The following is a 26321-nucleotide window of genomic DNA, read 5'->3' as shown; positions in this document are numbered from 1 at the left end:
GGGGACGCGGAACGTTCCCCGGCCGTTCATCCAGCAACGCATAATTCAACTAGCGAACGGAGATACGTGATGAAAAAAACTTCTATTGCGCTGGCTGTGGGCGGCGCGGCCCTGGTGGCCGGCATCAATGCACAGGCGGCCACGATCGTCGACTACGGCGGCAACCTCAACACCGTCAATGCCCTCACCGGCTACAACCACCTGGTCAATGTCAACGGCGTCGGCGCCACGGACAACGCGATCAACTTCAACAAGCAGCGCGTGGGACTGAATACCGCCACCAGCGGCACCCAGGTCGGCAACGGTGTGCAGTACCATCACATCTTCACCAATGTCGACCAGGCCCCGAACGGCACCACTGGCACCATCACCGCCTCCAACTACGGCATGCACGACGCCATGATGCCGGGCTCGCTGCACCTTGACCCAAATACCGGCGAACCCACCGGCTATGTCTATGACCATGCCGCCTACGGTGTCGGCCAGTTGAGCTGGTGCCAGGCCGGCACCTGCGCCGGCGGCAGCGGCACCAGCATCGGCTGGAACCACACCTCCAACCACATCCTGTTCTCATTGTCTCAGGCCAGTCCGGTAACCATCACCCTGTCCAACGCGGCGGCGGATGCCACCAAGCATGGCCCCAATGAAAGCAGTGGCGTTCTCGGTGGCGACCTCAAGCCCGCCTTCACCATCTTCAGCGGCGCGTCGACCACCGGTGTCAATGACGGCAACCACACGTTCAATAATCAGCAGAACCCCTGGACCAACGTCAGCTATCTGGACCACGACGCCAATACGGCCAATGCCAGCAGCATCACCTGGAACAGCGTGACCGACGGCCCCGGCATCCTGCAGCCCGGATACTACAGCCTGTGGATCGGCGGCAACTATGCCAACGTCGCCAACGCCGACGGCAGCCATGGCAAGAACTACGCCCTCACCATCAGCACCACCACCGTGCCGGTGCCGGCAGCCGTCTGGCTGTTCGGCAGCGCCCTGGCGGGCATGGGCATCATCGGCCGCCGCAAGGACAAAGCTTCGGCTTGAGCGCGCCGCGGCCACGGACGGCCGCAGCCCTGAGTCGACCCGCTGCCCGCGCCCCGTGCGCGGGCAGTTTTTTGTCCAAGGCCGCAGTACGCCAAGCCGGCACTGCGCCGCCATGAAGCCGAACTTTCGGGAGTTTCAAACATGAACAACAACAAGCGACTGCCGTCCCTGCTCGTGCTCGCCTTCGCCGCATCCGCCGCCCAGGCCGCCCTGCACGACCGCGGCGACGGCATGATCTACGACGACGCCCAGAACATCACCTGGCTGCAAAGCGCCAATTACGCCAAAGCCGAGTTCGCCGCCAACCCCAGCCGGATCGCCGAGATCGTCGCCGCCGCCAACGCCAAGGGCGGCGTCGCCGGCAGAACGCTCACCCCGCAGGACTTCAAGGCCGCCTCCGGCCAGATGACCTGGTACGGCGCCATGGCCTGGGCCGATCAACTGGCTTACGGGGGGTTCAGCGACTGGCGCCTCCCGCACATCCCGCAGCCCGACCCGACCTGCCTGACGCAGGACGAAGAACTGGGCATCTCCCACGGCTACCGCTGTCGTGGCAGTGAGATGGGCCATTTGTACTATGTGGATTTCTCCAATTTCACGCCGGGCACCCTGCTCAATGGCAACCGGGTCAGTAGCGGCGGCATCGAATTCAAGGGCATAGGCGTCTTTTATTGGTCCGACGCCGCCTATGCGCCACTTGCCGACAACAGCTGGTTTTTCAACTTCCAGGGATTTCAGGGGGCCAACGCCAGCTATGCGACGGACTATTTCGCCTGGGGCGTGCGTGACGGCGACGTGCTGCCCGAGTTGAGCATCGACCGCGCCCGCTGGCGGGCCCGCAGCGGCCTGTTGACCGTCACCGGACGGCTGAAATTCTCTCCCGCCTTCTCGGCCTCCAAGCGCCGTGAGCTTCGGGAAACCCGCCGCATCACTATCGTTGACGCGGCCAGCGGAACGCCCATCGCCCTGGACATCCAGGTTCGCCGCGACAACACCTGGCGCGCGGTCTTCGCGGCCGACAGTGCAGCGGTCGCCTGCAGCGTGAAGGCCGATTTCGGCGGCAAAATGAGCGGCGCCGTGCCCGTCACCTATGCGCCCAGCTATTGCGCGCCATAACGGCATCAACCTTCGTGAGCCCCGGCGCGACGCCGGGGTGGCGACCGCTCGCAAACGAAGGCGACTGCACTTGCACCGCACAATCCCGCGGGAGTGGCATAATGCCGCCGGGTTTTAGACCCCAAGCCCGCTATGAGAAGCGATGTGCCACGCGGCATTGGCTGCAGCGGAAGGCGCATTACACCTGAAACCCTCCCTCTGTGCGGCCCGTGCCGCCGCGAACCCTGAGCCTGCTTCAAGGAATCCGCCGTGGTCTACCTGTTGGTCTTCCTGTCCGGCTTCGCCGGCCTCGTCTACGAAATCGTCTGGATCAAGCGCGCCGCGCTGGCCTTCGGCTCCAGTTCCCTGGCGCTCGCCACCGTGCTGGCCGTGTTCTTCATCGGCCTGGGCCTCGGCAGTTTCGCCTTCGGCCATATGGCGCGGCAGGCCCAGCGGCCCTTGTACTGGTGTGCCGCGCTGGAAGGCCTGCTGGCCGCCAACGGCCTCCTCAACCCGGTGTTGTTTGGCTGGGCCGAATCAGCCTTCGGCACCCTTTACAACACCTGGCCGCTCGATTCGATTGGCTTGACCGCGCTTCGCGCCTCCCTGATTGCCTTGGTGCTACTGCCGCCTACCCTGCTGATGGGCGGCACCCTGCCCTTGTTTGTCCGGCAACTGGTGCGGGACCCGGCACGCATTTCCGCCAACATTGGCGCTATCTACGGTATCAACACCCTGGGCGCGACCCTGGGCTGCGCGGCAACCGGCTTCGGCCTGTTGCCCTGGGTCGGCCTGAATGCCGCCACCTGGTTGGCTGCAACGGTCAATTTGCTTGCTGCCATAGGGTTTTATCGGCTGACAGCTCGGTTGGGACTGGAACCCCCATCCCAGCCTTCCCCCTTGAAGGGTGAAGGGGAAGGAGGAAGCGCGAAGCACCCGACCAGCGATAGCTCCAGCCACCCCGGAACCCAATCCCAACACATCCTGACCGGCGCCCTGTTCTTCCTCATCGGCGCCGCCGCCCTGGCCAATGAGTTGGTCTGGGCGCGCTTTCTCACCAACTTCATCCGCAACACCGTTTACACCTACACCATCACCCTCTCAGTGGTGCTGGCCGGTACCGTGGCCGGCAGCCTGCTGGCGGCGCCTATGTTCGACCGCGCCCGGGATCGGCGCGGCCTCCTGGCAAGTTTCGCGGCGCTCCAGGCCGGGTCGGCGGCCCTGACCCTGGTGCTCACGCACCTGCCGGTGATCGCCTGGCTTTACTTGAAGCAATACGGCGTATTGCCCTACATGGTCCTCATGCTGCCGCCCGCCATGATCGCCGGGGCCAGCTTTCCGCTGGCCAACCGCATCGTCATCAACGACCCCGAGCACGCCGGTAGCCTGGTGGGACGCATGACCGCCCTCAACATCCTGGGCTGCGTCGCGGGTTCGCTGGTCACCGGTTTTGTCCTCCTGCCCGAATACGGACTGGACGCCAGCCTCTATGCCAGCACCGGCGCCGCACTAACCGCCGCCCTGCTCGCGATGGGCGCGAGCTTCGCCCTCAAGCCGCCTGCACGCATCAAGGCCCGTCCAGCCGCGCCTCGGCCCATCGCGTCGGCAGCATTCGTGACAGCCTGCGCCGGACTCTGGCTGCTCATGCCCTCCGTGTCGCCGGCGCGCATCCCCAACGACTACATCGCCGGCCCGGATGCACTGGTGGATTTCGAGGAGGGGCACAATTCAACCCTTGCCGTCATCCAGCGCGGCGATGCCAAGATCATGCTGGTGAGCCAGCTCTGGCAGGGCACTTCCAAGAAGAACCATCAGGTCATGGTGGCCCACGTGCCCATGTTCCATTACCCCGAGGCCAAGGACGTGCTGGTCATCGGGTTGGGCGTGGGCCAGACGGCCAGCCGTTTTCTGCAGTACCCCATCCAGACGCTGGATGTGGTGGACATCGAGCCCAAGCTGTTCGATTTCGCTCGCCGCAACTTCGAATCGGGCTGGATGAACGACGGTCGCGTCCGCCTGCTGGCCGAGGACGGCCGCGGGTACGTGAAGCACACGAAGCATCAGTACGATCTGCTCTCCGTGGAAGTGGGCCAGTTGTACCGTCCCGGCGTCGATGTCTTCTACACCCGCGAGTTCTACCACGAGGCTAGGGAGCGCCTGCGTCCAGGCGGCATGATCGTGCAGTTTGTGCCCATCGAGTTCCTGCGCGAGGCGGAATTCGCCAGCATCATCAAGACCTTCCTCGCCGAATTTCCGCAGGCGAAGCTCTGGTACAACGGCAACGAGCTGTTGCTGATGGGCTTCAATGGCGCGAGCCGGGGAATTTCGGAACCCGCCTTCACGCAACGGCTGGCGCAAGCGGATATTCGCAGCGACCTGGCCTATTCCCATTGGGGCGGCCCGGGATTCGCGCAAGACCGCTTCCCGGTTTTCCTGGCGGGCTTCCTCGCTACCGGCGATGAACTGCAGGCCCTGGCCAATCTAGAAGGCGCTGTCGAATTTACCGATGACCGCCCCAAACTGGCGTACTCCATCAACGACTTCGAGGAAACCGATCTGCGGGCGGTGCGTCTGGCACCGGCGATCGGCCGGCACCTCTCGCCGCTGCAACTCGCCCTTGAAGGTCCTGCCCCGCCGCCGCAGAGCCTGCAAGCGGCCGAGTCGGCGCGACGAGATAACCTGGGGGACATGGCTGCGGCCAACATGCTGGAACTCATCGAACCCAACGATGGGGAACGAGATCCCGAGGGCACGCGGCGCAAACTGCAGGCGGTGCTGGACGCCAATCCCCAAAACCTGAAGGCCCTGCGCATGATGGGCGACCTCCTCACCCGCCAGCAGCGGGACGCCGAGGCCATCCGCTACCTGCAGCGCGCCCTGGTACTGGATGCCGAAGATGCCGTCGCCAATCAGAAGCTGGGACTGGCCCTGGTGCGCAGCCGCCGGCTGGATTCCGCAATTCCCCATTTGCAGAAGGCCTTGCAGACCAAGCCCGACGAAGCCGAAACCCTCAACACCCTGGCGGTGGCTCTCGCCAATCTGGAACGCTTGCCGGAGGCACTGGATTACTTCCGCCGCGCCGCGGCCCTCGACCCGAGCAACCCCGCCGCCCAGCAAAATCTCCGCAACGCCGAGTCGCTGCTGCGCCAGCAGTCGCACTGACATACATATCAGGCATTTGCCTCGAACTGAGGCAAATGCTGCGCCAGCCAGATCACTCAAAAGGTAGATATCTCCGTATCCCGTAGTTTTTTTGGGGTGGCGCAAGACCTGCGTCCATTTAAGCGCGCCACACCCGCCGCAAGGCGGGGCCGAAAATCTGCGTGTCTCCCGGGATGGAGACGGCTGGGCTGCCTCCTTGCGGAAGCGGCGGGAGCGGGAACCGGACAGCGTCCCCAGCCGCTTAACCAACAGAAAGCAACCACCTCAGGAGTCAGTTCACCATGAGACAACCGCATCTTGCTCTGGCCACCCTGGCCTTAGCCACCGCACAAGCCGCTTCCGCCTATACCCACACCCCGGACGCCGGCGCCTTCGGGTCTGAAATCGTTATTTACAACAGCAAAACTGGAACTTACTTCCCGACCGGGACCTATTACGGCGCGGAATACCAGCGCTGGGTGGACGGCCTCGCCCCCGGCGAGACCTGGTCGGTGCTGGGCAGCGCCTACGGACTCCGGAACCCGATGCTCTCCGGGCATTCGCTCTATGGTGTCGAGCAGTTCAGTTGGAGTGGGGTTGGAATCGGCCAGGGCTGGAACCACACCACCCAGCACCTGCGCTTTACCCTCATCCAGGCCACCGATATCACGATTACCTTGAGCAACGGGCCGGTGGCCAATCTCGAAGGCCCCAACGAAGAAGGCAGCGCATTGGGCAACGACCTCAAGCCCGGCTTCACCCTGTACCAGGGCATCAGCACCGCGGGACAGAATCCTCTGACCCATAATTTTGCCAATAGGGCAACCACATGGGCATGAGCTATTGCGCCCATGTCGATGTCGGAAACGGCAACGCCGCGTCCAACACCTATCACCTGAGCGCGGGAGACTGGTCGCTTTGGATCGGCGGAAATGCCAGCAATGTCTATAACACCGACGCTACCTTGGTAGACCTGCCCTTCGTCAACTACAACGACATCAACGGCAATTCGGTGACCCATCGAATTGGCTATGGCGGTCATACCAAGAACTTCCAACTGACCCTCGCCGCCGCCCCGGTGCCCCTCCCCGCGGCCGCCTGGCTCTTCGTCAGCGGCGTGACCGGACTCGGACTCCTCAGCCGCATCAGAACACAGCTTCCGGCGCGAAAGTCATGTGGCGCTGGACTGGCGCGAAAGAACGTCGCAACCCCTGAACCAGAGGGCGGGGGGATAAGGCAGTTTCCTCTGGGGTTCCAGAGATTTCCCGCACAGATACGGCATTTCCCGCAACTCCCTGAAGCCATATTGATCCAACCCATTGTTTTAACTAGAAGGCATCAATCTTGCGTTTCAATTTGTGGCCAGGACCGTTCAACCCCTGGCTACGCCGTTTCTGTATGGTGGGCACCCCGGAGAGTTCGGGCGTGGGTTTGCTGGAAGGATGTGCGGCAAACCGGAGGGTAGGCGGGCTTTGGGAGGGAGCCACCTGCACTTCATGCGCTAAGGACAGGCAGCCATCAGAAAAAAAAACGGGGCGGCGGCCTTGCCACGCCTTGAACCAGATCATCTTCACCATGGCCTGGTACAAGTAATCCGCCCCGGCGCCACTCAAATGCACAAAAAGTATAGGAGAACCTTTCCAATGACAGCGAACAAGAGGGCCACCAAGTGGCTCACACTGGTCCCGCTGCTAGCGGCAGGGGCCGTGGCGCAAGACGCCATGGCTTATGCACCGCCGGCGGGACTTGGAGCCGGCGACTTCCCATTGTTGGGTGGCATCTCCGGCAACGTCCCGGATGCCGGAGCGCCCAACTTCTTCACCGGCGCCAACCTCACCTTCTCCAAGGTTTCGGGCGGTTACCGGCTGACTGGCACGAAATCCGGTTCGACGTTCACCTTTAACGAAAATTCCAGCACGGGCTGGAATGTTACCAACGGAACGTTCGACTTCAGGGCGAACTTTACCAGCGCTCTCGGATTGCCTGTCTTTAGTTCGAACGGCAGTTATGTGAGCATCAAAGGCAAGATCCCGGGCTACAGTGGATCAGGATCAATCACCTATGACGGAAGCACCGCTTCCGGCTTCCAGAGCACGAATGTCACAACCACGACCGGGCAGCTCTATCGGGCGGACCTGATCGACCTGGGCGCGGACCTCAGCCCGATCGGCCTCGGCTTTACCACCGACGCCAGCGACGATTGGGGTTGGGCCAGCCAGCTCATGACATCCAACGAAAGCGTGTGGTTCTACCTGATGGGCAACACCACCTTCGGTGGCAAGACGCACAGCACGTCCATCTGGGATCGGTGCCTGCAAGAGATCGCCTCCAATCGGAAGAGCTCTTGGAGCATCAGCTTCAATAACGTCGGTTCCGTCACCACCGTGCCGGTGCCTGCGGCTGTTTGGCTGCTAGGCAGCGCCCTGGCTGGCATGGGGGTATTCGGACGCCGCAAGGAAAGACTGACCGCCTGAGGCTGAGGCGCGTCAGCCCCTCCGGGGGTAAAGGCAGAGCTTGCCGCCCGTGCAGTCTCCGTGAGCTGCACGGGCTTTTCTTTAGTGGCGCCGGCCTTCGGAGTTATTATCCCGGCTCTTAATGGCCGGGTTAATGCAGGGCACGGATGCCACGGCGCGGCCAGAGGCCGCGTCAGCCAAGTCAGGCGCGTACCGACATTGGCGTCGGCCCGAAATACTTGGAGGGTATTTTTGGGCCTGATCAATAGGGGGCCTCCTCGGACGCCAGGCCTCAGAATTGTTCTCTCGAACCCCTCCCTTCATCCACGGGATTAAGTGGCGTAAGCCGGACCTCTTCAAGCCCTCCTTTCGCAGCTGACCAATCAAATCAATTGGCTAAGGCAATTCCCGGCATTCGGAGAAATAACGCATAGATTCAGGCATATGCCTCAGAAGCTGACTAAGCGATCAGCTTATGTCATTGATTACTATATACGGCACAAAACCTGCTCAATGATGTCGACTGCGACGTGACAGGTAGCAGCCAATGCGTTCTTTTGGAGTGGACGCCAATCGGAAAACGGCTGGCGGGTTTATCTGATGGACGGACAGGTGAATCGGAGAATGCGCGATGCCCCGGATGGCATTGCGCGTGACTCTAAGCACATGGAACCGCAACTCCGAGGGCGCAAGCGAAGAGCCAAAGCCACACCCGCCGCGAGGCGGAGTCGGAAAGTCCCAGGATCTTGCCTCAAGACAGCCGGACTGCCTCTTCCAGTCGACACGGCCTGCCGGTTTCTTGCGGGCCACATAAAGCTATAACTTGAGGCGAACGAATGAAAAGTCATACCTTAACAAGAGCGATCTCTATGAGCCTCGCAGGCGCCGCCCTATCGCTCGGCGCCGCGTCCAATGCGATGGCTCATACCATGTACAATTCTAATGGCGCTTACACCAACCCCACCCACATCGCGAATGGCACGGATGGAGGCGTCAACGGGACCGATGGATGGGTTTCTGCCGGAGGCTGGGTAGGCACGGCAGGCGGCGCGGCGCCCTTCGGCTCCGTTGGACTGGTCACGCATTGGGCGGGCCAACTCCATAGCCAGGGCGCCACCTTGGAAATCTCCTCCCAGGACGCCTTCGATCATTACGGAATCTGGGCGGATATCGACACGGCCAAAGGCGCCTGGAATGATAAAGGGCCCAACGGCGGGGTCGGTTCGCAGGGCTGGGGACACAATACCGATGTGGGCCTGCTGAAATCCGATGTCACCCAAAAGGTCACCATCACCCCATCCACCGTCGGTAACGCAGGCTGGAGCAATTTCGGCATCTCGGTATTCACCGGCATGGACACGGGATCGAGTTACGACCATCACGGCGGATGGAATGTTGGCTATCAGCCAGCCAGCTATTCGACACCGAACCCCACACCCGCGATGCAGAGCAACCCCCTGGGGACTACCGGCCTGACTTTCCTGACCTTCTCCGACAGCGGGGATATCACGTTCACGGCCCAGGCAGGACAAATTTACAGCATCCTGCTGGGCGGATATTCCGGCTCAGGCAATTTCGGACCCCATGCGGGCTATTCACTCAGCATCACCTCGGCTCCGGTCCCGGTTCCGGCGGCGGTCTGGCTGTTCGGCAGCGCCCTGGCTGGCCTCGGCGTGCTAGGGCGACGCAAGGAAAAAGCAACCGCTTAGGGAATCGCTCTCAGGGATGATGAAGCAAAGCCCGCGCAGCCCAGGTCGCGCGGGCTTCTTTACGCCTATGGGCGAGACACGCACTTGCAGCGTAGGCAAGTGTTCAACATGACATACTGTCTTAGCGTCCTGATTTGTGCCAGTCAGGTTGTCATGCGCGTTACCTCCCTGCATCTATACGAGCAACTTACCGAGGCCACCGATGACTGCCAAAGCCAAGATCATCACAGAGGACTTCGGCCAGTTGATAGAGCAATATCCCAACCAGCAGGACGTCGCCACCCAAACCCAGTTGCGTGAATCCGAACGTCTGCTTCAGAAAGGCATCACGGAAGTCGAGGTCAAGATCGCCGAAACGCCCTCGGACCTGGCTCGCTCGGTTGTGGGTGTCGGAATGCTGCAGACCTCGCTGATTACCGGCGTACTCCTGAAAGTCGCACACCTAATCTGAGCGATTCGGGGCAACGCCGCTTTCCAATGACTCCTGCAGCGCTTTCCGAGTTAACACAGCAAGCGGCCGCATAGATCGACCTGGCATCCGAGCGCGACATCGTCGCCACCACGACACTCCGCCCAGAGCTGTGAGCAATTCAAGCGTCGGAAGGCAATCAAAGCGCGCGGAATCCTGACCTTCCGGCGAGTGGTCGCGCAGTGCCCATCGGGCGCGAGCCCACGCCCAACGGACCGACGCGCTAGCTTATGCTTCAAACCTCATCATGCCAGCAATGTCCATCGCGCGACAGCAAGGCCGCCGAAGAACTGGGGCCCCAGGTGCCGGCCTTGTAGTGCTCGGGGCCCTTGGGGTCCGCGGCCCAGGTGTTGAGGATCGGCTCCACCCAGCGCCAGGCCAGTTCCAGTTCGTCCTGACGCACGAATAGCGCCTGGTTGCCGCGAATGATGTCGAGCAGCAGGCGCTCGTACCCTTCCGCGCGTCGCACCGTGAATTTACCCGCAAAGTTCAGGTCCAGTGAAACCGGCTGCAGTTCCATGGAATCCCCGGGCACCTTGGCATTGAGGTAGAGGCGGATGTATTCCTCCGGCTGCAGGCGAATCACCAGCTTGGCCGGTGCGCGGGTGCCGCTCTTGGGCAGCGGGAAGATGTGGTGCGGCACATCATGGAAGTGCACGACGATCTCGGCCAACCGGCTCGGCAGGCGCTTGCCGGTAAACAGGTAGAAAGGCACGCCCGCCCATCGCCAGTTGGCGATATCGGCGCGGATGGCGACAAAGGTTTCCGTCTTGCTGTCCGCCGGGATGTTCCCCTCGTCCAGGTATCCCGGCACCGGCTCGCCGCCCACCACGCCCGGCCGGTACTGGCCGCGCACGGTATTGCGGTGCACGCTTTCCGCGTCGAAGGGCACCAGGGATTCCAGCACCTTCATCTTTTCGTTGCGAATGGCGTCCGAGTCCAGGCTCACCGGTGGCTCCATGGCCACGAAGCAGAGCAGCTGCAAGAGGTGGTTCTGCACCATGTCCCGCAGCGCGCCGGTACCCTCGTAAAAACCCCCGCGGGTACCGATGCCCACCTGTTCGGCAATGGTGATCTGCACATTGCTGATCCACATGCGCCGCCACAAGGGCTCCAGGAAGGAGTTGCCGAAGCGCAGCGCCATCAGGTTCTGCACCGACTCCTTCCCCAGGTAGTGGTCGATGCGGTAGATCTGCTTCTCGTGGTAATGCCGGCCCACCGCCTCGGTAATGGCGTTGCTGGAAGCCAGATCATGACCCAGAGGCTTTTCCAGCACCACCCGCGTGTCGGGTCCGTTCAATCCCTGCTCCGCCAGGCTGCCGCAGATGACCGTGAACAGGGAGGGCATCACCGAGAGAAAGAACACCGTGGTCTCCGCAGGTGATTGATCCAGGCGCTGCTTGAGCAGGGCGTAATCCGCCGGCTTTTCCGCGTCGATCTGCTCGTAGCTGACACGGGCGACAAACTCCGCCCACTCCGCGTCATCCCAGTCGCTGGCAGGAATGAACTCCCGCGCCTTGCTGACGGCCGTGGCTAGATACTCGTCCTGAGTGATCGCACGCCGCCCTAGGCAGAAAATGCGCCCGCCTTCAGCATGGCCGTTCCGATGGCACTGGTACATGGCAGGCAAGAGTTTTCGTGTAACGAGATCGCCGGTGCCACCGAAGAACACCAGATTAAACGACTTCGGAAAAGGAAGCTGAGACATGACTGAATCCCCTTGGATTGTTCCCACTGATGGCTTGCTGTTTTCATTATTATGTTGCCGCGGACCGGCGCGATCCCAGATGGTACGGCGATTCGCCGAACGGGGAAACTCACGGGCCTGTCACGCTCTGCAGCGAGCACACTATGGCCCTGGCCCCGATTCTGCGCAAGTAATCGTAGCCTGGAACACAGAATCCTGGAAACAGATTCGCAACGCGAGCTGTCATCGCCAAACGAACGACTCGGCCTCATGGGTCACCACATGGATGAGTCCTATAACGGCGCATGGTTCTGCGCGAAAGGCCCGTCGAAGCTTGAGCGAGTTTATTAATCAGCCCTCAAAATACCCTCCTGGTATTTCGGGCCAACGCCAAGGTCGCTACGCGCCCGGCCTTGGCTGACGCGGCCTGTGGCCGCGCCGGGGCATCCGTGCCCCGCATTAACCCGGCCACTAAGGGCCGGGTTAATGGCAGTTTGGTGGAAAACAAACGGCCGTCTCGGAGGACCGAAGCCGCCTCACGCAGCGGCATCGCTGCCCGGAGCCGAATAATGAAGAGCAAGCGCTAGTTGCTGCGCGGCTGGCCCGTGGCTTCTTCTGGGCACAAGACAAGCTTGCCTGGCGTCTGCTCATCCTCGACGCCACCAGCCATGGCCCGCACCTCGGCGAGTTCGCTCCTGACCTGCTCGAGGCTGGTGCGCAGTTCAGCAATCAGGGACTCGATGTGTTCGAAATGAATCTGGAAATACCGTACTCCGGGAAACGCTTCCTGCACCGGCTCAGCGCCGTGGTCGTCGGCAGCCTTGGCGTTCGGCTTGGCTTTGGTCTGCTCTAGGTTCATGAAAGTCCTCTCGCTCAGCTCATAGGCCTTGGGCTTCGAGCCAGGGCTTGTGACCGCCCTCACCCGCGCGCCCCGCTCAATCCATTCCAACCAAAACACAGTCACATACCATGCCAAACGGTAGGGGATTGCCAGATCAACGAATTTAGGCCTGCAGGCCCGGATCAGGCGATGGCCATGCGGGATCTACCGCAGGCGATAGCGTGATTTCACACACATCGACCAACAAAGCCTTCAGGCAGGGTGGAGCAGATCCTGGGGGATTCCATCCGACTACTGCTGATATCCGGCGGCTAAATCCCGGACTCATGAGGCAATCGACTCAGGTTTCAGGTCTTCTGCGGAAGTCGGGCTCCATGGGCATTTTTTTATGGGGGAAGGAGCAAAGACATCCGACGGCAACAATTGAATGGGCCTCCGCAAGATGTCGGGTCCCATTCCAGAGCGCAGTATGCCGAAAAGTCATTTCAACGCTTGACGCGCAAGTAGCTAAAAAAATGCCCACTCGGCGGTGGGCATCTTGAAAGCCTATCGTTAAGCCATCCTAGCCGTCGCCACTCTCAGCCAGTGAGACCGCGTCATCAGCCAACTGCTTGACCGCCTTGCCCGCGATCTCGCTTAAGCCCTCGCCGCCATTCTGGTAATGCTGGATGATCTGCTTACGCATACGTGGATCCCAGAATTTCCGGATGTGATCCACCACGCCGTGCACGGCGACGGTGCGATCCGGGTCGGCCTGGAAAAAGGCGCCGATGTCGTTGGCCATCTTGACCAGCTTCTCGATGTGCATACTAAAAACGTCTCCTCAAATTCGCCCGCCGCGCGGCGGCCCGTTCAAAATTCGGTCGGTTCGTGTCCGGTCTTCCCCAGAGGGGGCCCCCCGCAACCGCTGCGCGCCGGCATAGACCACATGGCCATCGCCCCGCGCAAATCCCACCAGCGTAAAATTCGCCTCCTCAGCCAATCGGATCGCGAGGCCGGTCGGCGCCGAGATGGCCGCCATGAAGCCGATGCCGGCGGCGGCGCATTTCTGCACCATCTCATAGCTGGCGCGACTGGTCACCACCACGAAACCCGAGCTGCGATCAGCACGCGTCTTGGCGAGGACCCCGATCAGCTTGTCCAGCGCGTTATGCCGGCCCACATCCTCGCGCACGACCTGAATACCGTGACCCGGAACCGCCCATGCCGCCGCGTGGACAGCGCCGGTAAGCCGGTTCAGCTTCTGTTGCTCCCCCAGTTCCCGCAGGGCCCGCCTCATCTCTGTCACGGCGACACAAATCCCTGATTCTACCGGTTGCGGGTGCCGCACCGCCTGGCGCAAGGTGGCCGCACCGCACAGGCCGCAGCCAGTCCTGCCGGTCAGGTTGCGTTCCTTCCCAGGCAGTGCCTCGAAGCGCTCCTGGGGGATGCGCATGCGCACCTCAATGCCCTCGGCACGCAGGTGCACCCGTACGGAAGATACCTCGGAAGCAGACGCGACGATGCCCTCGGTGAGGCTGAAACCGATAGCAAAGTCCTCCAGGTCCAAGGGCGTCGCCAGCATCACCACATGGGGCTGGCCGTTGTAGACCAAGGCCACCGGCACTTCTTCGACAATCTCGTCGCGCTGCGAAAGAACCTCGTCGCCGCGCTGGCGCAGGATGCCGTATTCGCGATGGCTGGGCCAGCCCAGCTCACCGGCAAGTCCGAAGCCGGTGCCTGTGGCTTCGGCGTCGGGCGCGTCGCAGACGAGGTCGGTGGATGCGGGAGCATCCATCCCGACGGCGGGTCCCGACGCGCTCATACCGCCCCGCTTTACTCCGCGCTGGCGCTATCCAGCAGAGCCAACTGCTTTTCCGTAAAGGCGCGGAAGTTTTCCTGCCACTCGGAAGTCTGGCTCACCGGGCTTACCTGCACCGCCGTCACCTTGTACTCGGGACAGTTGGTGGCCCAATCGGAGTTGTCGGTGGTGATCACATTGGCGCCGGACTCCGGGAAGTGGAAGGTGGTGTACACCACGCCCGGTTGCACCCGCTCGCTGATGGTCGCCCGCAGCACGGTCTCCCCGGCGCGGCTCTTGATGCCGACCCAATCGCCGTCCTTGATGCCGCGATTCTCTGCATCGTGCGGATGGATTTCCAAGCGGTCCTCGGAATGCCACATGCTGTTGTGGGTGCGGCGGGTCTGCGCGCCCACGTTGTACTGGGACAGGATGCGGCCGGTGGTGAGGATCAGCGGGTAGCGGCTGCTGCTGCGCTCGTGGGTGGCCACATACTCGGTGAGCATGAACCGCCCCTTGCCGCGCACGAACGTATCCACGTGCATGGTCGGGGTACCGTTGGGAGCATTTTCGTTGCACGGCCACTGAACGCTGCCCAGCTCGTCCAACTTCTTGAAGCTGACGCCGGTGAAGGTTGGCACCAGGCTGGCGATCTCATCCAGGATCTCCGACGCATGGCTGTAGTTCATGGGATAACCCAGCGCGTTGGAGAGCATCTGGGTTACTTCCCAGTCCTCGTAGCCGGCCAGCGGCGGCATCACGCGGCGCACCGGAGAGATGCGGCGTTCGGCGTTGGTGAAGGTGCCGCTCTTCTCCAGGAAGGAAGCACCCGGCAGGAACACATGGGCGAACTTGGCGGTCTCGTTCAGGAACAGGTCCTGCACCACCACGCACTCCATGGCTTCCAGGGCCGCGAACACATGCTGGGTATCCGGATCGGACTGCGCGATGTCCTCGCCCTCGCAGTACAAGCCCTTGAAACTGCCATCCAGGGCCGCCGAGAACATGTTGGGAATGCGCAGGCCCGGCTCGGACTCCAGGGTGGTCTTCCAGGCCGACTCGAACAGGGCACGCGTCTCAAAGTCGGAAACGTGTCGGTAGCCAGGCAGTTCGTGCGGGAAGGAACCCATGTCGCAGGAACCCTGCACGTTGTTCTGACCGCGCAGCGGGTTGACGCCCACGCCCTCGCGGCCGATATTGCCGGTGGCCATGGCCAGGTTGGCGATGCCGATCACCGTGGTGGAACCCTGGCTGTGCTCGGTCACGCCGAGGCCGTAGTAGATGGCCGCGTTACCGCCGGTGGCGTAAAGACGCGCCGCCTCCCGCACCTGGGCCGCGGGCACGCCGGTGACATACTCGGTCGCCTCGGGAGAGTTGCGTTCCAGGGAAACGAATTCCTTCCACTTCTTGTAGGACTCCACCTCGCAACGCTCCAGGGCGAACGACTCGTTGACCAGGCCTTCCTCCACGATCACGTGGGCTAGGGCATTGATCAGAGCTACATTGGTGCCGGGACGCAGCTTGAGGTGATAGTCCGCCTTGACGTGGGCCGATTTCACCAGATCGATGTCGCGCGGGTCGGCCACGATCAGCTTGGCGCCTTGCCGCAGGCGTTTCTTCATCAACGAACCGAACACCGGGTGGCCATCGGTGGGATTGGCGCCAATGACCACGATCACGTCGGACTGCATCACCGAGTCGAAGGTCTGGGTGCCGGCGGATTCGCCCAAGGTCTGCTTGAGGCCATAGCCGGTGGGCGAATGGCAGACGCGGGCACAGGTGTCCACGTTGTTGTTGCCAAAGGCGGCGCGCACCAGTTTCTGCACCAAATAGGCTTCCTCGTTGGTGCAACGGCTGGAGGTCAGTCCACCCACGGAGTAGCGCCCGTACTTGGCCTGGATGCGCTTGAACTCGGACGCCGCGTAGTTGATGGCCTCATCCCAGCTCACTTTCTGCCAGGGATCGTGGATGCTCTTGCGGATCATGGGGCTGGTGATGCGGTCCGGATGGGTCGCATAACCGAAGGCGAAGCGCCCCTTGACGCAGGAATGGCCGTGATTGGCCTGGCCGTTCTTGTCAGGGACCATGCGCACCACTTCCGCTCCCTTCATTTCCGCCTTGAAGGAGCAACCGACGCCGCAATAGGCGCAGGTGGTGATGACGCTATGATCGGCCTGGCCCTTGTCGATGACGCCCTTCTCCATCAGGGTCGCGGTCGGGCACGCCTGCACGCAGGCGCCGCAGGACACGCACTCGGAATCCATGAAGGCTTCATGCTGGCCCGGCGAGATCACCGAGTCGAAGCCGCGCCCATCGATGGTCAGCGCGAAGGTGCCTTGGGTCTCCTCGCAGGCCCGTACACAGCGCGAGCAGACGATGCACTTGCTGGGATCGAAGGTGAAATAGGGGTTGCTGGCATCCTTCTCGGACTTGAGGTGGTTCTTGCCCTCATAGCCGTAGCGCACCTCGCGCAAGCCGACGGTGCCGGCCATGTCCTGCAGCTCGCAATTGCCGTTGGCGGAGCAGGTCAGGCAATCCAGCGGGTGATCGGAGATGTAGAGCTCCATGATGCCGCGGCGGATCTGACCCAGCTTGTCGTTCTGGGTCGTGACCTTCATACCCTCGTACACCGGGGTGGTGCAAGAGGCAGGATAGCCGCGCCCGCCTTCCACCTGGACCACGCACAGCCGGCAGGAACCGAAGGGCTCCAGGCTATCGGTGGCGCACAGCTTGGGAATTTCGATGCCGATGCTGGAGGCGGCGCGCATCACCGAGGTGCCTTCTGGCACGCTCACCTTGAAACCGTCGATCTCCAGGCTGACCGTCTTGTCGGAAGAACTGGCCGGGGTGCCGTAGTCTTTATCGCGTTGCAGTGACATAGGGATTACCTCATCATCAAGTTGGAGAAATCGACGGGTTGCAGGCCCACCGATCACCTCGCCTTCGGAGCAAGGGTTGCTTGCTCCAATCTTGTTCTTGTGGCCGTCAGGCCGCCTTGGCCTTGGAATCGGCGCCAAAGTCCTCGGGGAAATGGTTCAGCGCGCTCAGGACCGGATACGGAGTCATGCCGCCCAGGGCGCACAGCGAGCCATTCAGCATGGTGTCGCTGAGATCGCGCAGCAACTGGATGTTGCTTGCGCGGTCCTGGTTTTCGATGATGCGGTCCATCACTTCCACCCCGCGGGTTGAGCCGATCCGACAGGGCGTGCACTTGCCGCAGGACTCGATGGCGCAGAACTCCATGGCATAGCGCGCCATGTCCGCCATGTTGACGGTGTCGTCGAACACCACCACGCCGCCGTGGCCCAAAACCGCCCAAAGCGCCGCGAACGCCTCGTAATCCAGGGGGGTATCGAACTGGGACTCGGGCATGAAGGCGCCCAGAGGCCCGCCCACCTGCACCGCCTTGATGGGGCGTCCGGTGGCGGAACCGCCGCCGTAGTCGTAGAGGAGTTCGCGCAAGGTCACGCCGAAGGCTTTTTCGATGAGCCCCGGATGCTTGATGTTACCTGCCAACTGGATGGGCAGGGTACCGCGGGAGCGGCCCATGCCGAAGTCACGGTAATACTCGCCGCCCTTGTCCAGGATGATGGGCACGGAGGCCAAGGAGATCACGTTATTGATGATGGTGGGCTGTCCGAACAGGCCCTTGATGGCCGGCAGAGGCGGCTTGAAGCGCACCAGGCCGCGCTTGCCTTCGAGGCTCTCCAGCAGCGAGGTTTCCTCGCCGCAGACATAGGCGCCGGCGCCCAGCCGCACCTCCAGATCGAAGGCCTTGCCGCTGCCGCAGATGTTCTTGCCCAGGTAACCTGCCGCATAGGCCGCCTGGATCGCCGCGTTGAGGTTCTGGTGTGCATGGGGATACTCCACCCTCAGGTATATGTAGCCCTGGGTCGCGCCCACGGCGAGGCCTGCGATGGTCATGCCCTCCACCAGCACAAAGGGGTCACCCTCCATGATCATGCGGTCGGAGAAGGTGCCGGAGTCGCCTTCGTCGGCGTTGCAGACGATGTATTTCTGTTCGCCCGGCGCGTTGAGCACAGTGTTCCACTTGATGCCGGTAGGGAATGCGGCGCCGCCACGTCCGCGCAGACCGGAGTCGGTAACCGCCTTGACGATCTCCGCAGGCGCCATGTCCAGCGCGTTCTTCAGTCCGCGGTAGCCCTCGTGCGCAAGATAGTCGTCCAAACTCACCGGGTCGGTGATGCCGACGCGGGCATTGGTCAGGCGCTCCTGCTTTTTCAGATAGGGGATTTCATCGGTCGCGCCCAAGGCCAAGGGGTGCTTGCCGCCCTTGAGGAAATCGGCGTCGAAAAGGGACGTCACGTCCTTGGGCTGAACCGGACCGTAGGCGAGGCGCCCTGCGGGTGTAGCCACCTCCACCATGGGCTCCAGCCAGAACAGGCCGCGCGAGCCGTTGCGAACCAGCTTGATGTCTGCGCCGCGCTTCGCGGCTTCCTGGGCGATGGCCTTCGCCACTTTCTCCGCGCCCAGAGAGAGCGCGCTGGAGTCGCGGGGTACGTAAACAGTGACGCTCATGCCTCGGCCCTCACTTCGTTCAGGATCTCGTCGAATCTTTCCGGACTGACGCGGCCGTAGACCTCGCCATCGATGGTCATGGCCGGCGAGCACGCGCAATTGCCCAGGCAGTAGACCGGCTCCAGGCTGAAATCGCCGTCGGCGGTAGTTTCGTGGTAGTCGATTCCCAGCTTCGCCTTGGCGTGCGCTTCCAGGCCCCGGGAATTCATGGACTGGCAGGATTCCGCACGGCAGATATGAATGGTGTGCTTGCCGGGCGGCGTTTCCCTGAAGTAATGATAAAAGGTGATGACGCCGTGTACCTCGGCCCGCGAAAGGTTGAGGGCGCTGGCGATCAGGGGAACGCTGTCGGGCGGAATGTAACCGAGCCGGTCCTGAATACCGTGAAGAATCGGCAACAGCGCGCCGGGAATGTCCTTCAGTCCCTCGATCACGGCCTGCACCGCGTTCTTGTCCCAGTCCAGTTGATTCATTGTAATCTCGTTTCGTAATGACTTGGCCTGAACCGCGGACCCCAGGTTTCAAATAACCTGCGGTCCGCGTAGCGGCGTCGCCGGCAACGGGGCGGCATTTCCGGGACGCAAAGCTGAAATATCAAAAACTACTTTGTGTCTTTTCGCAATCAATTTGTCAAAAAATCGCACCTAAATCATTGTTAAACAGACTGTTTACAGGGGCATCGCAGCTTAACAGAGTGAATATCAAGCACTTTCCATGTGAAGGGTCCGGGCAACCGACGCTTTGGCAGCGACAAACCCCATGCCATACCATGAAATTGCATGCCCATTTCCGCTTGGACCCGAGCCATCAAAACCAAACCGCCAGCCCGTGACCGTCACGATGAAGCGCCCATACTGAAGATCGTCCGCGAGATGTTAAACTGGCGCCATTTAACTCTTGGACCGCCAACGCAATGCAGCTAGTCATCACCGTCGCAGGCCCCGACCGGCCCGATCTCATCGCGGAACTGACCCGCAACATCAAGGAATGCAAATGCGCGATCCTGGAGAGCCGCATGACGGAACTTGGGTCCGAGTTCGCGGCCCATATGCTGGTGGACGGAAACTGGAACCACATCGTCAAGCTGGAAAATGCCTTGGAGGCCCTGGCCGCCCGGCTGCAACTGAAGATCAGCACCCTGCGCGCCAGCGATACGCCGCCGCCCGATGATGGCGTGATCCCATACACCGTGGACATTTTCGCCGGCGATCAGATCGACAATATCCACGAACTCTCGGCGTTTTTTGCGGACCGCAATATAAAGGTGCTGGACTTCAGTTCCAGCCGCTACCCGGCGCCTTACAGCGGAGCCCCATTGTTCCTTGCGCATCTCATTGTCAAAATCCCTGCAGGCGTCAAGATCGTCTCGCTGCGCGACGAATTCCTCGAATTCTGCGACCAGCAGAACCTGGACGCCATTCTGGAACCGGTAAAGAGGTAGGCCGCCCTTACTCTTTTAACTGACGCAATCTTGTACGATTACGACACCACCCCGCGACGCTGGGTTCCGTGGATGAACTAAGGTTTCGGCCCTCACCCGCAGGCAATACGACGGTCGACGGGCGGTATCATCGGCACATTGGGAGACATGGATTGGAGCAGCGAATTGCATTCATTCGGATGGGAACAGCCATCCCCGCCAATGAACGACTAGCGGACGTACTCAGGCAGAGCTTTCCCGAGTATACGGTCGACATTATTGACCTGGGCCAGATTCTCAAGGAACGCCCGGTCCTGCACGCGAGCTGCTTGCTGGCAGCCCTGATCGACTATGGTCCAGACATCCTGGCGCGCCGCAGATCCTTGCGCGCCTGCGCCATGCGAACTCGCTTTTTCTTCGAACAGGTCAAGAAGTTGCTCCGATCGAAGATTTCGCCAGAACGCTATGCCTTCTCCATCCAGATACAATCCTTGTTCGATGGCGGTTGCCCTGGGGTTCGGCACTACGTCTACACCGACCATACCCATCTGGCCAATCTCTATTACAAGGACTTCGACCGGAGCCAACTCTACAAGCAAGCCTGGATTGATCTGGAACGCAGCGTCTATCACAACGCTGATAAGGTATTCACGCGAAGCTCCAACGTTTCACGCTCCGTGATCGAACAGTACGGTTGTCCACCGAACCAGGTCGCCTGCGTTTACGCCGGCAGCAATGCGACCACCACAAGGCCGGACGATCATCAGCCGGACTATTCCAAGGGAAACATCTTGTTTGTCGGACTGGATTGGGAGCGCAAGGGCGGACCAACACTCCTGCAAGCGTTTCGCAAGGTGCTGGAAAAGCGCCCCGATGCCAGTTTGACCCTCGTCGGCTGTACACCCGAAGTCGACATTCCGCAATGCAAGGTCGTAGGGCGCGTGCCTCTAGAGGATGTGAACCGCTACTATAGGGAGGCCAGTATTTTTTGCATGCCGACTCACTTGGAGCCATTCGGCATCGTTTTCGTGGAAGCCTTGACCTACAAACTGCCGATTGTCGCCACGACCATAGGTGCACTGCCCGATATCGTCGCGGACGGCGTCAATGGCTACCTCCTGGAACCCGGCGACTCCGAAGGAATCGCGAGCCGCTTGCTTGAACTTTTGGAGGACCCCGACAAGTGCCGACGTTTCGGTGAAAAAGGATTCGAACTTGCCTGCGACCGCTACGATTGGCAACGGGTCGGCGAGCGCATGCGCGAGCACATTTTGAGGGGCAGTGCCTCGCGATAGCCGCCACGCTTTGTTCTTGTGCAGGCGCCCAGTCGGGGCGCAGTATGCTGAGAAGTGATTATTCAAGTCTGATGCGCTAACAATCGCTTCAGTCGACCTCAGAAAGACACGTGTTTTGACACAGCCGGGTACAATCACTGGCTATCTTCATTAGGTTCTCTCATTTTTTGCAGGGTCTGAACTTTATGTCCGATACCATCGCCGAGGGCGATCCAATCCCCGCCTTCACCGTCGAGTCCACCAGCGGCCAAGCTGTCAGCGCCGACGACCTCAAGGGCAATTACAGCGTGCTGTACTTCTATCCCAAGGACAGCACGCCGGGCTGCACCCAGGAGGGGCAAGCTTTTCGCGATCTGCACGCCGAATTTGACCAACTGGGGGCGAAAATCTTTGGCGTTTCCCGCGACAGCCTGAAATCCCACGAGAACTTCAAGTGCAAGCAGGGCTTTCCCTTCGAACTGCTGTCCGATCCGGACGAGAGCCTGTGCCGCGCCTTCGACGTCATCCGCATGAAGAACATGTATGGCAAGCAGGTTCAGGGCATCGAGCGCAGCACCTTCCTCATCGACCCGCAAGGCCGGGTGGCTAAGGTCTGGCGCAAGGTGCGCGTGCCCGGACACGCCGAAGAAGTGCTCGGCGTCCTCAAGTCCCTTAGCGGCGCCTGAGCATTACCACCCGCTTGCCACACGCTCCCTTTCCCGCCGGCCCGCGTCCACAGCGTGTGCCGGCCCGTGATGCGCGCCCCGGCCCCATCGGGCCGGCCTCGCCCCTTCCTGTCCCGACCCGCAGCGATCTGATCCCATGAGCGAAATCAAGGAACCTGAATCCAAGCTCTTCATACTCGACACCAATGTGCTGATGCACGACCCCTCGTCGCTGTTCCGCTTCCAGGAGCACGACATCTTCATCCCCATGATCGTCCTGGAAGAATTGGATCATTCCAAGAAAGGGCTCACCGAGATTGCCCGCAACGCCCGCCAGGCCAGCCGCTTTCTGGACGAGTTGATCCAGCACGCGGACCTGACCGTCATCAACAGCGGGATTCCCCTGCCGCAGTTGCAATACGCCGCGCGCATCGACGAGAAGTGCTCGGGCCGGCTGTTCTTCCAGGTGAGCCGCCTCACCTCCGCTCTCCCCGAGAGTCTGCCGGGGGGCGTGGCCGACAATTCCATCCTGGCCACCGCCAGGGCCCTGGCGGACGACCGCAAGGACACCCAGGTGATCCTGGTGTCCAAGGACATCAACATGCGCATCAAGGCCTCGGTGCTGGGCATCCGCGCCGAGGACTACCACAGCGACCAGGTGCTGGACGACATCAACCTGCTCTACAGCGGCGCCGCCGAACTGCCCCTGGATTTCTGGGAGACCCACGGCAGCAAGATGGACTCCTGGCAGGATCCTCGCGGGCGCACCTTCTACAAAGTCGCCGGACCCCTGGCGGCCGGCTGGCACATCAACCAGTTCCTCTACCTGCCGGACGATTCCGGCTTCGAGGCCATCGTGCGCTCCCTCGACAAAGGGACCGCCGTGATCGAACTGGCCCGCGACTTCCGTTCGTCCCAGCACAATGTCTGGGGCATACAGGCGCGCAACCGCGAGCAGAACTTCGCCCTCAACGTCCTCATGGACCCGGACATCGACTTTGTCACCCTGCTGGGCACCGCGGGCACGGGCAAGACCCTGCTGACCCTGGCCGCCGGGCTGACCCAGACCCTGGACGACAAGCTGTACAAGGAAATCATCATGACCCGCGAGACCATCCCCCTGGGCGAGGACATCGGTTTCCTGCCGGGCACGGAAGAGGAGAAGATGACACCCTGGATGGGCGCGTTGCTGGACAATCTGGAATTGTTGGGCAGCCACGGTGAAAGCGGCGACTGGGAGCGCCAGGCCACCAACAACCTGCTGCTGAACCGGGTGAAGGTGCGCTCCCTCAACTTCATGCGCGGACGCACCTTCCTCAACCGCTACATCATTCTGGACGAGGCACAGAACCTCACGCCCAAGCAGATGAAGACCCTGATCACCCGCGCCGGCCCCGGCACCAAGATCGTCTGCCTGGGCAACATCGGCCAGATCGATACGCCCTATCTCACCGGCACGACGTCCGGCCTCACCTACGCGGTGGACCGCTTCAAGCCCTGGCCCTACGGCGCCCACATCACCCTCAGGCGCGGTGAGCGCTCGCGTCTGGCGGACTATGCCTCGGACAACCTGTAGGCGGGCGGTGACGGCGGGACTTCGCTTCGGGTAAAATACGCTATCCTCCCTTACCTGAAGCGAAACCCCGGCAACCATGGAACCCGGCCGGGCCGGGCACATACGTTTCCCGGTCTTCGCACTGACAAGCAGCATCTGAGCATGACCAAATACATCTTCATCACCGGCGGCGTGGTCTCCTCGCTGGGCAAGGGCATTGCGGCCTCGTCCCTGGCGGCAATCCTGGAGGCGCGCGGGCTCAAGGTCACCATGACCAAGCTCGACCCCTATATCAATGTCGATCCCGGCACCATGAGCCCCTTCCAGCACGGCGAGGTGTTCGTCACCGAGGACGGCGCCGAAACCGACCTGGACCTGGGCCATTACGAGCGCTTCCTCTGCACCACCATGCAGAAGGCCAACAACTTCACCACCGGCCAGATCTACGAAAACGTGATCCGCAAGGAACGCCGCGGCGAGTACCTGGGCGCCACGGTGCAGGTGATCCCCCACATCACCGACGAGATCAAGCGCGTCATCAAGCAGGGCGCGGAAGGCTACGACGTGGCCCTGGTCGAGATCGGCGGCACCGTAGGCGACATCGAGTCCCTCCCCTTCATGGAGACCATCCGCCAGATGCGGGTGGACCTGGGGGAGGACAAGACCCTGTTCATCCACCTGACCCTGGTGCCCTTCATCGCCAGCGCGGGCGAACTGAAGACCAAGCCCACCCAGCACTCGGTGAAGGAACTGCGCACCATCGGCATCCAGCCCGACGTGCTGATCTGCCGCTCGGACCGCTTCATTCCCAAGAGCGAGCGGCGCAAGATCGCCCTGTTCACCAATGTCCACGAGGACGCCGTGATTTCTGCGGTGGATGCGGACTCCATCTATCGCATCCCCATGATGCTGCACGAGCAGGGCCTGGACGACATCGTGGTGCGCAAGCTGCGCCTGGACGTGCCGCCGGCGGACCTGAGCGAGTGGCAGAACGTGATACGTGCCCTGGAGAACCCCCGGGACGAAGTCACCATCGCCATGGTGGGCAAGTACGTCAACCATTCCGACGCCTACAAGTCCCTGACCGAGGCCCTGGTGCACGCCGGCATCAGCAACCGGACCAAGGTCAACATTCGCTTCATCGAATCCGAGGAAATCGAGGACCGCGGTCCCGGCAGCCTGGAGGGCGTGGACGCCATCCTGGTGCCCGGGGGCTTCGGCGAACGCGGCATTGAAGGCAAGATCGCCACGGTGAAATATGCCCGCGAGAAGCGGATCCCCTACCTCGGCATTTGCTTAGGAATGCAGGTGGCGGTGATCGAGTTCGCCCGCGACGTGGCCCACCTGGAAGGCGCCCACAGCACCGAATTCCTCCCGACCACGCCGCATCCGGTGATTGCCCTCATCACCGAGTGGCAGGACGAATCCGGCCATATCGAGCAGCGTAGCGCCGATTGCGACCTGGGCGGCACCATGCGCCTGGGCGGGCAGAAATGCCGACTGCTGCCCGACACCCTCGCCCGCAGCCTGTATGGCAAGGACGTGATCACCGAGCGTCATCGCCACCGCTACGAATTCAACAACCATTTCCAGAAGAAACTGGAAGACGCGGGATTGCGCATTTCCGGCAAGTCCCTGGACGGGCGCCTGGTGGAAGTGATTGAGATCCCCGACCACCCCTGGTTCCTGGCTTGCCAGTTCCACCCGGAATTCACCTCGACCCCTCGCAAGGGCCATCCCCTGTTCGCCGGCTTCGTGGGCGCCGCCCGCGAGCACTGCCTCGGCACCGCCGTCAAGGAACGCCAAGCATGAATCTCTGTGGCTTTGAAGCCGGGCTGAAGCAGCCCTTTTTCCTGATTGCCGGCCCCTGCGTCATCGAAAGCGAGCAACTGGCCCTGGACACCGCCGGGCAGTTGAAGGAAATGACCGCGCGGCTGGGCATCCCCTTCATCTACAAATCCTCCTTCGACAAGGCCAATCGCTCCTCCCTGGGGAGTTTTCGAGGCCTCGGCATCGAGACGGGACTCAAGATCCTGGAGACGGTGAAGCAGTCCGTGGGCGTGCCGGTCCTCACCGACGTGCACGAGGACACCCCCCTGGACGAGGTGGCCAGCGTGGTGGACGTGCTGCAGACGCCCGCCTTCCTCTGCCGGCAGACCAATTTCATCCAGGCGGTGGCGGCCCAGGGCAAGCCGGTCAACATCAAGAAAGGCCAGTTCATGGCGCCCTGGGACATGCAGAACGTGGTCAGCAAGGCCCAGGCCACGGGCAACCAGCAGATTATGGTATGCGAGCGCGGTGTCTCTTTCGGCTACAATAACCTGGTCTCCGACATGCGCTCCCTGGTGGTGATGCGCGAAACCGGCTGCCCCGTGGTATTCGACGCCACCCACTCGGTGCAACTCCCCGGCGGCCAGGGGCATGCCTCCGGCGGGCAGCGCGAGTTCGTGCCGACCCTGGCCAAGGCCGCCATTGCCGTGGGCATCGCCGGCCTGTTCGTGGAAACCCACCCCGATCCCGACAAGGCCCTGAGCGACGGCCCCAATTCCTGGCCGCTGGCGCGCATGCCCGAACTGCTGGGAGTGCTGTGTGCCATCGACCGCACCGTCAAGAACGCTGAATTGCTATAACGCCACGAGGCGGCAG

At 61.9% G+C, this 26321-nt stretch carries 21 protein-coding genes and 1 riboswitch; of the genes, 14 read left to right on the top strand and 7 right to left on the bottom strand.

Annotated features, from left to right (window positions below; all coding sequences use genetic code 11):
• Nucleotides 1-69 precede the first annotated feature (69 nt).
• From EK23_RS16120 to EK23_RS16085, 8 genes are all read left to right on the top strand, one after another.
• Nucleotides 70-1047 carry a VPLPA-CTERM sorting domain-containing protein gene (locus EK23_RS16120; protein WP_045226418.1) on the top strand — a complete coding sequence of 326 codons (978 nt, stop codon included), beginning with the start codon at nt 70-72 and terminating at the stop codon, nt 1045-1047.
• Between the two features lie 141 nt (nt 1048-1188).
• Nucleotides 1189-2163 carry an Lcl C-terminal domain-containing protein gene (locus EK23_RS16115; RefSeq protein WP_045226417.1) on the top strand — a complete coding sequence of 325 codons (975 nt, stop codon included), beginning with the start codon at nt 1189-1191 and terminating at the stop codon, nt 2161-2163.
• Between the two features lie 249 nt (nt 2164-2412).
• The gene (locus EK23_RS16110) at nt 2413-5304 is read left to right on the top strand and encodes a fused MFS/spermidine synthase (RefSeq protein WP_045226416.1); all 2892 of its coding nucleotides are present in this window, start codon (nt 2413-2415) and stop codon (nt 5302-5304) included.
• A gap of 281 nt (nt 5305-5585) precedes the next feature.
• Nucleotides 5586-6122 carry a hypothetical protein gene (locus EK23_RS16105; protein WP_045226415.1) on the top strand — a complete coding sequence of 179 codons (537 nt, stop codon included), beginning with the start codon at nt 5586-5588 and terminating at the stop codon, nt 6120-6122.
• Complete coding sequence (locus EK23_RS23365) at nt 6113-6748, top strand: hypothetical protein (protein ID WP_145998700.1); 636 nt, start codon at nt 6113-6115, stop codon at nt 6746-6748. The genes EK23_RS16105 and EK23_RS23365 overlap by 10 nt, the downstream gene beginning before the upstream one ends.
• Nucleotides 6749-6926: 178 nt before the next feature.
• The gene (locus tag EK23_RS16095; RefSeq protein WP_045226413.1) at nt 6927-7757 is read left to right on the top strand and encodes a VPLPA-CTERM sorting domain-containing protein; all 831 of its coding nucleotides are present in this window, start codon (nt 6927-6929) and stop codon (nt 7755-7757) included.
• 674 nt (nt 7758-8431) lie between these two features.
• Nucleotides 8432-8509: riboswitch (cyclic di-GMP riboswitch) on the top strand.
• A 156-nt stretch (nt 8510-8665) separates the two neighbouring features.
• Entirely contained in the window at nt 8666-9445 is a 780-nt protein-coding gene (locus EK23_RS24255; protein ID WP_235282139.1) for a VPLPA-CTERM sorting domain-containing protein, read from the top strand.
• Between the two features lie 202 nt (nt 9446-9647).
• Nucleotides 9648-9896, top strand: coding sequence for a hypothetical protein (locus EK23_RS16085; protein ID WP_052808251.1), 249 nt, complete (start codon nt 9648-9650; stop codon nt 9894-9896).
• A gap of 253 nt (nt 9897-10149) precedes the next feature.
• Here EK23_RS16085 and zwf read toward each other — a convergent pair whose 3' ends face one another.
• From zwf to EK23_RS16050, 7 genes are all read right to left on the bottom strand, one after another.
• Nucleotides 10150-11622, bottom strand: coding sequence for a glucose-6-phosphate dehydrogenase (zwf, locus tag EK23_RS16080; RefSeq protein WP_045226411.1), 1473 nt, complete (start codon nt 11620-11622; stop codon nt 10150-10152).
• Between the two features lie 562 nt (nt 11623-12184).
• Complete coding sequence (locus EK23_RS16075; RefSeq protein ID WP_045226410.1) at nt 12185-12460, bottom strand: hypothetical protein; 276 nt, start codon at nt 12458-12460, stop codon at nt 12185-12187.
• A gap of 544 nt (nt 12461-13004) precedes the next feature.
• Nucleotides 13005-13250, bottom strand: a complete 246-nt coding sequence (locus EK23_RS16070) for a formate dehydrogenase subunit delta (RefSeq protein ID WP_045226409.1) — start codon at nt 13248-13250, stop codon at nt 13005-13007.
• A gap of 15 nt (nt 13251-13265) precedes the next feature.
• The gene (gene fdhD, locus EK23_RS16065) at nt 13266-14246 is read right to left on the bottom strand and encodes a formate dehydrogenase accessory sulfurtransferase FdhD (protein WP_235282137.1); all 981 of its coding nucleotides are present in this window, start codon (nt 14244-14246) and stop codon (nt 13266-13268) included.
• A gap of 11 nt (nt 14247-14257) precedes the next feature.
• On the bottom strand, nt 14258-17101 hold the full coding sequence (gene fdhF / locus EK23_RS16060) for a formate dehydrogenase subunit alpha (protein WP_045226408.1): 2844 nt from the start codon (nt 17099-17101) through the stop codon (nt 14258-14260).
• 106 nt (nt 17102-17207) lie between these two features.
• The gene (locus EK23_RS16055) at nt 17208-18761 is read right to left on the bottom strand and encodes a formate dehydrogenase beta subunit (RefSeq protein WP_045226407.1); all 1554 of its coding nucleotides are present in this window, start codon (nt 18759-18761) and stop codon (nt 17208-17210) included.
• Nucleotides 18758-19234, bottom strand: coding sequence for a formate dehydrogenase subunit gamma (locus EK23_RS16050; protein WP_045226406.1), 477 nt, complete (start codon nt 19232-19234; stop codon nt 18758-18760). Before EK23_RS16050 ends, EK23_RS16055 begins: the two co-directional genes overlap by 4 nt.
• 440 nt (nt 19235-19674) lie before the next feature.
• On the opposite strand from EK23_RS16050, the gene EK23_RS16045 reads away from it, so the two are divergent.
• The 6 genes from EK23_RS16045 to kdsA all read left to right on the top strand — a co-directional run bounded on the left by EK23_RS16045 (nt 19675) and on the right by kdsA (nt 26305).
• The gene (locus tag EK23_RS16045; protein ID WP_045226405.1) at nt 19675-20202 is read left to right on the top strand and encodes a glycine cleavage system transcriptional repressor; all 528 of its coding nucleotides are present in this window, start codon (nt 19675-19677) and stop codon (nt 20200-20202) included.
• Between the two features lie 179 nt (nt 20203-20381).
• Entirely contained in the window at nt 20382-21476 is a 1095-nt protein-coding gene (locus EK23_RS16040) for a glycosyltransferase family 4 protein (RefSeq protein WP_045226404.1), read from the top strand.
• Nucleotides 21477-21661: 185 nt separating this feature from the next.
• A complete protein-coding gene (locus EK23_RS16035; protein WP_045226403.1) occupies nt 21662-22141 on the top strand; it encodes a peroxiredoxin in 480 nt (159 codons plus the stop codon).
• A gap of 136 nt (nt 22142-22277) precedes the next feature.
• Nucleotides 22278-23696, top strand: coding sequence for a PhoH family protein (locus tag EK23_RS16030; protein ID WP_045226402.1), 1419 nt, complete (start codon nt 22278-22280; stop codon nt 23694-23696).
• A 141-nt stretch (nt 23697-23837) separates the two neighbouring features.
• Nucleotides 23838-25487, top strand: coding sequence for a CTP synthase (gene pyrG, locus EK23_RS16025; RefSeq protein ID WP_045226401.1), 1650 nt, complete (start codon nt 23838-23840; stop codon nt 25485-25487).
• Complete coding sequence (gene kdsA / locus EK23_RS16020; RefSeq protein ID WP_045226400.1) at nt 25484-26305, top strand: 3-deoxy-8-phosphooctulonate synthase; 822 nt, start codon at nt 25484-25486, stop codon at nt 26303-26305. The genes pyrG and kdsA overlap by 4 nt, the downstream gene beginning before the upstream one ends.
• Nucleotides 26306-26321 lie beyond the last annotated feature (16 nt).

The organism is Methyloterricola oryzae, from assembly GCF_000934725.1.
GTDB classification, from domain to species: Bacteria; Pseudomonadota; Gammaproteobacteria; order Methylococcales; family Methylococcaceae; genus Methyloterricola; species Methyloterricola oryzae.
This window is presented reverse-complemented; position numbering and strand designations above follow the sequence as displayed.